The sequence below is a fragment of the uncultured Muribaculum sp. genome, assembly GCF_910583865.1.
GTDB lineage: Bacteria > Bacteroidota > Bacteroidia > Bacteroidales > Muribaculaceae > Muribaculum.
Genome location: NZ_CAJTYX010000008.1, coordinates 70,718 through 80,010, shown reverse-complemented (window position 1 = coordinate 80,010; position 9,293 = coordinate 70,718). Strand labels below are relative to the sequence as shown.

The 9,293-nt window shown below is 53.2% G+C and carries 7 protein-coding genes; all 7 read right to left on the bottom strand.

All coding sequences use genetic code 11. From position 1 onward, the window contains the following. A partial coding sequence (locus QZ303_RS03215; protein ID WP_295729007.1) for a hypothetical protein occupies positions 1-540 on the bottom strand: 540 nt, incomplete at its 3' end. Between the two features lie 27 nt (positions 541-567). Next, the gene (locus QZ303_RS03210) at positions 568-1,119 is read right to left on the bottom strand and encodes a GNAT family N-acetyltransferase (RefSeq protein WP_295729005.1); all 552 of its coding nucleotides are present in this window, start codon (positions 1,117-1,119) and stop codon (positions 568-570) included. A 572-nt stretch (positions 1,120-1,691) separates the two neighbouring features. Then, positions 1,692-4,481 (bottom strand): two-component regulator propeller domain-containing protein, encoded by a 2,790-nt coding sequence (locus QZ303_RS03205; protein WP_295729004.1) that lies wholly within the window; start codon positions 4,479-4,481, stop codon positions 1,692-1,694. Positions 4,482-4,565: 84 nt separating this feature from the next. After that, a complete protein-coding gene (kduI, locus tag QZ303_RS03200; RefSeq protein WP_295729002.1) occupies positions 4,566-5,483 on the bottom strand; it encodes a 5-dehydro-4-deoxy-D-glucuronate isomerase in 918 nt (305 codons plus the stop codon). A 98-nt stretch (positions 5,484-5,581) separates the two neighbouring features. Further along, positions 5,582-6,991 carry a PTS transporter subunit IIC gene (locus tag QZ303_RS03195; protein ID WP_295729000.1) on the bottom strand — a complete coding sequence of 470 codons (1,410 nt, stop codon included), beginning with the start codon at positions 6,989-6,991 and terminating at the stop codon, positions 5,582-5,584. A 22-nt stretch (positions 6,992-7,013) separates the two neighbouring features. Further along, the gene (locus QZ303_RS03190; RefSeq protein ID WP_295728999.1) at positions 7,014-8,249 is read right to left on the bottom strand and encodes a DUF4861 family protein; all 1,236 of its coding nucleotides are present in this window, start codon (positions 8,247-8,249) and stop codon (positions 7,014-7,016) included. A gap of 2 nt (positions 8,250-8,251) precedes the next feature. Beyond that, a complete protein-coding gene (locus QZ303_RS03185; protein ID WP_295728997.1) occupies positions 8,252-9,046 on the bottom strand; it encodes a gluconate 5-dehydrogenase in 795 nt (264 codons plus the stop codon). Positions 9,047-9,293 lie beyond the last annotated feature (247 nt).

Below are 9,293 nucleotides of genomic sequence, written 5' to 3'. Positions count from 1 at the left end.
GAAGATTTGCTCGTTTCGTTTTTGAAAGTTGCACGTTTCGTTTTTGCGATTATACGAACTTGGGGAAACTGTCGATAATGCATTCCATGCTTTGTCCCTGGCGAGAGCCAAATTCCCGTAATCCGCCGGAAGTATCGTTCCTTCAAGGTCATGATTGATATTTTCCGGCATTATCGGCTTTTGCTTTATAAATTCTGCCAGACCGTTGAAGTACCAGTCGTCGCCAGGATTGCCCATTGTCAGAGTTCCCGTCAATCTCTCTGCTGACTCAATACGAAACCGTCCCACCAGAGGGCTTCCATAATCTTTCGCCTTAATCATCAACGAATCGCCGTCAACGGTCAATGCGACATCCGCCCAACCGAAAGTGCGGAATATCCCGCAATGGCACATGCCCAAGCGATTTTCGGGCAGCGCACAGATGTTTATTGTCAATTCTTTCGGTCCTTGCCAAGCACCGACGAGATTAGGATTTCCGGCTTTGGCAGATGTGGAGATGCAGATTGCCAATAGCAGTATGAACAATATATTGTTTTTCATTTTAAGAGGGTGTTTCCATGTAGTGGTTCATGAATATATTTCCATTTCAATATTATGGCATAGATTCAATTTATAAAGTACATGAGGCTTCAATTTGTGACCTATTGGCAATGCCGGATGAGAGAAAAATCCCAGCTGCTCCATCCCTATTTTCTGCATCACACGTTCCGAGCGATGGTTGCATACGGTTGTGAAAGAATAAATCTCATTGAATAATCTGTGTTGTTTCGCATAATCAAGGCAGGCTTTTGCGGCTTCCGTGGCATAGCCTTGACACCAAAACTTCCTTGCCAGCCTCCAGCCAATCTCGACTCCGGGAGAAAACTCTGCATCAAAATCAAAGTGATGGAATCCCACATAACCGATAAAGCTGCCATCGCTTTTTGCCTCCACAGCATATAAACCGTAGCCGTAAGAGTCATGTTCGGCTATTATGCGATTATAGAACTGCTCCGTTTCTTCCAAAGAAAGACATTTGGGCAGATACTCCATAACGTCCTTGTCCCTGTTGATTTCAGCGAATGGAAGTATGTCATCCTCACGCCAAGGGCGCAGAACAAGTCTCTCGGTTTCAATCATGTCAAAAATGTTTTTATGTTTTCAGAAATTAACACAGTAGGAGTGAACTCTACAATCTGATAATCGGCAATATCATTGATGTGGAACGATTTATCCGGCAATGAATGCTTCTCATGCAAAATTAACAATTATCCCGCAGATACTGCGCTCATCTGGAATTATTTGTGTAATGTTATTTAACATTCGTGCGCTGTATTGTCGCCCATTGCGTGGCTAATTTCGCGGATGAAAGTCATGATGGCTTTCCTTGGAACTCTTTAAATAAGTCAGATATGTCATTAATTATTTTTATCTTCTGTTTCTTCGGTTGGATTTGCAAAGCTCTTAAAGAAGGTGCTAATATCAATTAAATGATGTGCGGATAGCAGTTAAACAACGTGTAACACTATAGCTATGTCATTCTGGAACTTTCTATGCGAAGCCGCCCTTTTCGACATGATTTGCAATTGGTTTTCAGGTAAACCAAAATCTTATCTCCAACCTTCCCGGCAGAAATATGGCTATACCCGCGATATGGCATATAATGCCCGTATGGAGGAATTTCATGTTACACGGTGAAAGGCCCGGCTGTTTTACCTTTCGGGGTTGAGGCGGCGCAGGTAGGAGGCCGGAGTCTCGCCCTGGGTCTTTTTGAAGTAGCGGAAGAAGGTAGCACGCGAGCTGAAGCCGGCACGTTCGGATAGTACCGACAGTGTATATCGTTCGCTCGCAGTCTCCCGGGCAAGACGCTTGAACTCGGCAACACGGTAATTATTAATGAAGTCATAATATGACACTCCAAGTGACTGCGAGAAATATATCGACAGCTTGTAGGTGCTTACTCCGACCATCCTGGCAAGTTCGGGCAGCTGAAGGTCGGGACGAGTGTATGGTTTCTGCGTGTCGAGCACGTCATGGAGCCGGTCCTCGATTAGGTCCGATTCATTCATGGTGATACGCGTCATCTCCGCATCCCGTTCGCGCGGGCGGCGTGTGATGCCGATGAATGTGCGGTTGCGATTCCTTTTTCGCCTGCGTCTGCGTCGCACGACAACCACGAGGGCCACTGTAAGCAACACGACGGTCACTGCTGCCGCTATCATCACCCAGAATGTCCATGGCTGGGGCATATTCACCACCACCTCCCTTTGTGAACCCGGTAGATTGCGATAACGTATCCATATGCGTCGGGAGCCACCGCCGATGTCGGTTAGCCAAATGAGCGGTTCACCGACGAGGTCTATCCAGGTGGTGTCTTTGCCCTCAAATCTGTATTGGTAGCGAGGGGCGTCGGGCATGGAATAGTCGAATGCCGACAGTTGCAGTCCGGGAGAACGGGTGTATTTCGGGAAGGTCAATACATAGCGTGAGCCATCTTCTTCAACTTTCGCATCGGCATGGGTGTCAGAGTCGTTCCAGACACCTGTGATACGCCACGGATAGGCCGGTGCGGTGTCGCTGTCGAATCCGGGATGCCATACGACCAGGCCTTTTGAGTTGCCGAACCAGAGATTGCCATCATCGTCTTTGGCCGGATTACAGTTGTTGAACACCGGACCGGGCACTCCGTCGATAAATCCGTACTTCACCGACGTGTCAAGCGACGGGTCCCAATGGAATATCCCGTCGTGGGTGGGCACCCACATATGCCCCTGCTCATCCTCTATGATGGCCTTGGCGTCGGCTCCGTCAAAAATATCCGCATCTACCTTGCGGAAATGAGTCATCGCAAGGTCGGAGATGGTCACCGGACCTTTGTCCGGTAGGAAATAGAGCCTTCCGCCGCGATCCTCATAGACGACACGTATCTTGTCGTTATGCACGAACTTTGCCGGAAAAACGGATGTGGTGATTTCCTGCCGCGACGGGTTCCACATGGCCATACCGTTTTCAGTGCATATCCATCCCTTACCCGAGCTGTCAAACATCACTTCATAGATGTTCCCCTCCGGGAGATGGCTGTTTGCCGATGTATAGTGGGCTTTCTCCTTATTGCCGCTGTAGCGGTAAAGTCCGTCGGATGTGCCTATCCACAGGTCGCCCGCCGCATCCGAGGCTATGCTGAACACATGGCCGCTGGTAAGCGCCCCTATGCCTCCGTCAGGGAGGAATGGCGACAGTTTCAGGGTGGCAGGATCAAACACATACATGCCGCCGCCATAAGTGCCGATATAGAATCGTCCGCCGGCCACCGCCGATGCGATTACCATGTCGGAGCGCATGTCGGGCCGTTTGAACTCCATGCTTACGCCGCGTGATGCGTCGACATAGTACAGACCGTCGCGTGTGCCTATCAGAGCGCCGTTCCCAAGTAGGTTGATCGTGCGCACGGGCATTCCCGCTGTGGATAATCCACCTTCCGAATAAGTGGTGAACTCTCCGGTGGTGAAGAGTGTATAGTCGACCCCGAGCTGATAGAACCCCACCCAAAGACGGTTGTCGCGGTCAAGAAGCAGGGAGTACACTGAATTTGACCGCAGCACGTTCTCATGTCCCGGTTTGTGGCGCAGCGTCTCCGACACCGTCATCGACCTCAGGTCGATCATCACCACACCACCTCCGTCAGTACCTACGACGAGCAGGCTGTCGCCACCGGTGTCGAGGGCTGAAATCACGCTGCATCCCACGTCGGGTCCGCGCTCTATCCTTCCTGACGGCAGACGCATAACCGCGAGGCCGTGGGTGGCCGTACCAAGATAGGCCTTGTCTCCGGATATGGCTATCGAATTGAAAGCGGGGTTGCCCATTATGTCCCATGTGCTATGTCTCACCGACATGTCGCGCAGGTCAACGCATGTGACACCACCCCGTGTGGCAAGATAAGCCACCGAATCAGCCACCGCTATGTCATTGATATGTGCCGTAGGGGCAAACGGGTTGGTCGCAGTAAGAAGCGGCCGCACCTTATCAGAGCCGGGATGGTAGACAAACAGGCCGGCATTGCCTCCTATGAGAATCGAGTCGCCCGAGCGGGCGATGGAGTTCACTCCGTGACGGTCGGCAGTCACAGGGTAGGCTATGCGCGTATATTTGCCGGCGTTCCGGCGGTCGAGCCTCCAAAGGCCGAATCCATTGCCTACAAGCAGGTTGCCCCTGCCATCCTCGGCGATGGCGTTTACGCGCTTCTGCGGGGATTCATCGCCGGGTAGCCTGTAATGGCGCACATGCCAGCCGTCGAAAGTCTCTACGCTGTTGTCCGTGCCGAAGTTGACATACCCGAGGGAGTCCTTGTAGATGGTGTTGACAGTCAAGTCGCTTAGCGTGCGCCCGTCGGCAAGGCTGCGGATGTGCAGGTCGGCAGCCGCCATGTCCGTACATAACGACAGGACACACCATACCACACAAACAATCACTGTATTGAATCTCGCGCTTCGCTCCATCATGACAAAAATAATAAATCTCTGCCACTGTCAGCAATCAGTGGCAGAGATTTTAACATATTTTCCTTATTTTATCCGGAATATGCGTCACTTCATTTCAAGATATGTGATTTTGTCCATATCGCCGTAGTCGAGGTTCTCGCCGCCCATGCCCCAGATGAACATGTAGTTGCTCGTGCCTGCGGCTGCGTGGATGCTCCATTCCGGGGCCATCACGGCCTGTTCGTTGTGGAGCCATATCAGCCGGTTTTCCTGCGGTTCCCCCATCAGATGGCATATGGCATTGCCCTCGGGTACGTTGAAGTAGAAATACACCTCCACACGGCGGTCATGGGTATGGGCCGGCATGGTGTTCCATACGCTGCCGGGCATCAGCTCGGTGAGACCCATCTGAAGCTGACACGGGCCTTCTTCAAGCACATTGGCCACGATAAGCTGGTTGATGACGCGGTCGTTGCTCTCCTCCATCTTTCCTGCATGGAACGAGTTGGCCTTTATCGAGCCTTTGCGCCCGTCGATAGTCACAAGCTGGGTCTTATACGCCTTATGTGCGGGAGTGGAGTTGAGGTAGAAACGTGCCGGGTTGGAGGCATCCTTTGAGCGGAATGTGACATTCTTGTTGCCGCGTCCGACGTAGAGCGCATCCTTGAAATGCAGTTCATAATCCTTGCCGTCGACGCTCACGATACCGTCGCCTCCGGTGTTGATCACGCCGAGTTCTCGGCGCTCAAGGAAATATTCCGACTTAAGCGGGTCGATAGTCTCAAGCACGACAGTCTTGCCCACAGGCACCACACCTCCGTAGACGATGCGGTCGTATAGCGAATAGGTGAGGTTGATCTTGTCCTGTTCCATCACCTTGGGCATCATGAAATGCGAGCGGAGCTGCTCGGTGTCGTAGTGTTTGACGTCATCGGGATGACATGCGCGGAGTATGCTGTAGGAAGTCTGCGCGGAAGCTGCGATTGCTGTCATGGCGAGTGCCAGAGTTAATATTTTTTTCATTTTTGGTTTACTTGGTTTCCTTTATATGAGGGTATTGCAAAACCTGTTATTTGCCACTGAATTGTAGGGATGCAACACCTACTAAGATTGACTGTCGGTCATGCGGCCTCGACTTCTTCAGTCTCGGGTGCTTTCTTTGTATTGGCGATGGCGAACCGGTTCCACACCATCATGGCCACTGTGAACAGAGAGATGAGTCCAACGCCTATATAGCCCATATTGTGTGTGAATTGGAACACCACCCACGCCATCGGGCTACCGGCGAAGTCGAGGCTGCCCCCTTCGAATCCCTCCGGTATAGCGACGGCGCTGTCGCCGGTGGCGGCATATACATCACGTGCCGCAAGAGAGAACCATGATGCGAGCGCCGTGACGGAATAGAGTGCTATCACCATCACTACGAAGCCTACGATGAAAGTCTTGACCACGTTGCCCTTTGTGAACGGAAGTACCAGCGGGAACACATAAAACATGCCGGCAAGCGAGGCAAGCGGAAGGAACTGGTTGCCCGGAAGCACCACTGCCAGCAGCAATGTGACGGGAATGAGCAGGAGCGACACCACGAGCGTGGTGGGATGCCCGATCACCAGCGCCGGACTCATGCCTATGGAGAGGCCTTCGGCTCCCTTGAACTTGCGGGCGATCAGCGAGCGTGTGGCGTCGGATATAGGCTTAAGACCTTCGATGAAAAGCACAGTAATGCGCGGAATCAGCTCCATCACGGCACCCATCTTGATGCCGAGTCCGAGGATATAGGGTATCTTGTCGACAATCTCACCCCATGTGCGGCATGTGAGGCAGCCTATGCCCACACCTACCACGACACCGAGAAATAGCGGTTCGCCCAACAGCCCGAACTTCTTTTTCAGGCCCTCGGCGTCGATCTCCAGGCGGTTCATGCCCGGAATCTTGTCAAGCCCCTTGCTGATAGCCCAGGCGAAAGGCGCGAAACCGGCGCAGAACGGCTGGGGAATCGATATCCCTTCCATGCCCTTGTAGAACTTCTGGAATTTCGAGGCCGTCATGTCGGCGATGACAAGGGTGATTATGTAGCACACTATCGCCCCGAAGAATCCCGTTGCGAGCGAGCCGCTTGCGAAATAGACCACGGCGCCGATGAATGCGAAGTGCCAGTAGTTCCACAGGTCGATATTGACAGTGCGGGTGGTGCGTGTGAAGAGCATCAGCAGATTGACTCCGAGACACACGGGGATTATGAACGCACCCACGGCGGTGTTGTAGGCCACTGCCGCAGCAGCAGGCCAGCCCATGTCGAACACGTGGAGCTGCAGGTCGTAGATGTCGACCACCCCGTCGAGCGCCGGGCCGAGAGTGGTGGTGAGGAGCGCCGTCACTATGCTCAGGCCCACGAAGCCCACACCCACCTTAAGGCCGCTTTTCAGCGCGTCACCGAGCTTTATGCCTATGCAAAGGCCGAGGATGGTGAATATGACCGGCATCATCACTGCCGCACCGAGTCCTATGATGTATTTGAATACTTCCTCCATTTTTGGATACAGTTATTTAACGTTATTTTACCTTTACATCCAGAGGAACATTGACGCGGCGTGCGAAACCACGCATCCTATCCATCCAGTCGTCGGTTGTGGGGATTCCGTGCTTGCTCCATCCCGATCCCCAATAATACTCGTATTCGCTTCCTGGAACATAGTCGCCTATGAGTGCGATATGTCCGACCGCATCGGCGGTCTCTTCGGGGAGCGCCAGATAGGCCACCGACGTATTGGTGGAATCTGCACGTGAAGGGGCGAAAACTCCCACGTAGATCACACCGTTGCCGTTGCGCGGATTATCGGTGGAGTCGGCATAGGATATTATGCCCAGCTCGCTGTCGGAAAGGTATTCCTCGGGATTCTGTTTGTGCACCACCAGGCCTGTGGCGAGGGGCTGCGTATTTGTCAGGCCGTCATATCGGAGCACCATGCGGTTGAGCAGGGCGCCCGAATCGAGGGTGAGGAGGCGGTGTTCTATTACGGAGGTGTCGCCATCCACTTCGATAGCACCGAAGGTCATGTCTACGGTAAAGCGCAGAGGCCCGTTGTCGAGAATCCGGCACGAGCTGTAGCATCGCGGATAGACCAGGGTGGAGTCCTTGCGCATGAAAGCCGATACACCGGCTCCGAGCGTCGGGCCTACCACATATGGGTCCATGCCCGTGCCGCTGTCCACATGATATGATATCCACCGTTCGAGGGTGTCGGCCTCCTCCATGCGTCCTTCGGCCCTGAGCTGCCTGAGGCTGTCCCAGTTGGCTTGCGTAAGCTCGCGGCGATAACGCTCGGCCACCACGGGAAACTCCACGCTCTTGGTGTGGATGTCGTAGCCGTAGACCTTGCCGCCTTTGGCCTCGAATGCCGGCCCGTAGATGCGGTAGCCGGAGTGTTCATTCTCCCAGGCTATGTCATCGAGCCGGCCGGGATATACCGCACCGGTCACCACCGTGTCTACGGCCGCCGGCACTCCCTCCTTTATGAAATATGATGATGTGCCCAGCGGGGCCACGGAAGCCGGGAATATGAGCAAGCTGTCGTAAGTGATCTGATAGGGTATCTCAACGCCCCCGCTGTCACATAATATGAAAGTCTGCCGCGAAGAGACGCCGAGATCCGCTATGGGAACTTCGACAATCTCGCCTATACGCTCCTCGTCGAGATGGTTGCACACTTCTATGACGGGTGTGCGCCCGCATGCACCGAGCATGAAAGCGACGGCTATGGCGGGCAATAGCCTTCTACTGTGGACCATGATTACTTGGGCTGTTTGCCGATATAGGCGAGAATACCTCCATCGACATAAAGGATATGGCCGTTGACGAAATCGGATGCGTCCGAAGCGAGGAAAATGGCCGGACCCATCAGATCCTCGGGAGTTCCCCACCGGCCTGCCGGGGTCTTTGAGACGATGAACTGGTCGAACGGATGGCGAGAGCCGTCGGCCTGACGCTCACGTAGAGGTGCGGTCTGTTCGGTGGCTATGTAGCCCGGGCCGATGCCGTTGCACTGGATGTTGGCCTCTCCATACTCCGAGCATATGTTGCGTGTGAGCATCTTCAGTCCGCCCTTGGCGGCCGCATAGGCGCTCACGGTCTCGCGTCCGAGCTCGCTCATCATAGAGCATATGTTGATGATCTTTCCGTGTCCCTTCTTTATCATGCCCGGAATGACCGCCTTGGATACTATGAACGGAGCCACAAGGTCGACATCGATCACACGGCGGAAATCCTCCACCGCCATTTCTTCCATGGGGATGCGCTTTATTATTCCCGCATTGTTGACGAGAATGTCGATTGTGCCTACTGTCGCTTCTATATCGGCTACCATGGCTTTTACGGCAGTTTCATCGGTGACGTCACACACATATCCCTTGGCATCTATGCCGAGCTCCTTATAGGCCTTGAGGCCGCGATCCACGGTCTCCTGACGGGAACAGTTGAAAACAATCTTTGCTCCGGCCTCGGCATAAGCCTGCGCGATGGCCAGTCCGATGCCGTAGGCGGCTCCGGTTACGAGGGCTATACGTCCTTCAAGTGAGAAATTTACCATATTTATAGTATTATGATTTTCATGCGTGGCGACCATGCGGTTATCCCCGAATGGTCATGATAGATTACTTGTTAAGATTCGCCTGAGGCTACCAATATGCGTAACGGAATGTGGATATATTGGATTGAAAGTCTGCCCACATAATCCGGACAGGCTCTGACTGCCTGCAAATTTATCAAATTTTTTCCTAAGTCACCATGGATTTTAGTAATTTTGCTCATATAAGACACTGCACACCCTATTATGA

Coding starts and splice junctions, on each gene's coding strand:
- QZ303_RS03210 (WP_295729005.1), bottom strand. CDS start 1,119: ATGATTGAAACCGAGAGACTTGTTCTGCGCCCTTGGCGTGAGGATGAC.
- QZ303_RS03205 (WP_295729004.1), bottom strand. CDS start 4,481: ATGATGGAGCGAAGCGCGAGATTCAATACAGTGATTGTTTGTGTGGTA.
- kduI (WP_295729002.1), bottom strand. CDS start 5,483: ATGAAAAAAATATTAACTCTGGCACTCGCCATGACAGCAATCGCAGCT.
- QZ303_RS03195 (WP_295729000.1), bottom strand. CDS start 6,991: ATGGAGGAAGTATTCAAATACATCATAGGACTCGGTGCGGCAGTGATG.
- QZ303_RS03190 (WP_295728999.1), bottom strand. CDS start 8,249: ATGGTCCACAGTAGAAGGCTATTGCCCGCCATAGCCGTCGCTTTCATG.
- QZ303_RS03185 (WP_295728997.1), bottom strand. CDS start 9,046: ATGGTAAATTTCTCACTTGAAGGACGTATAGCCCTCGTAACCGGAGCC.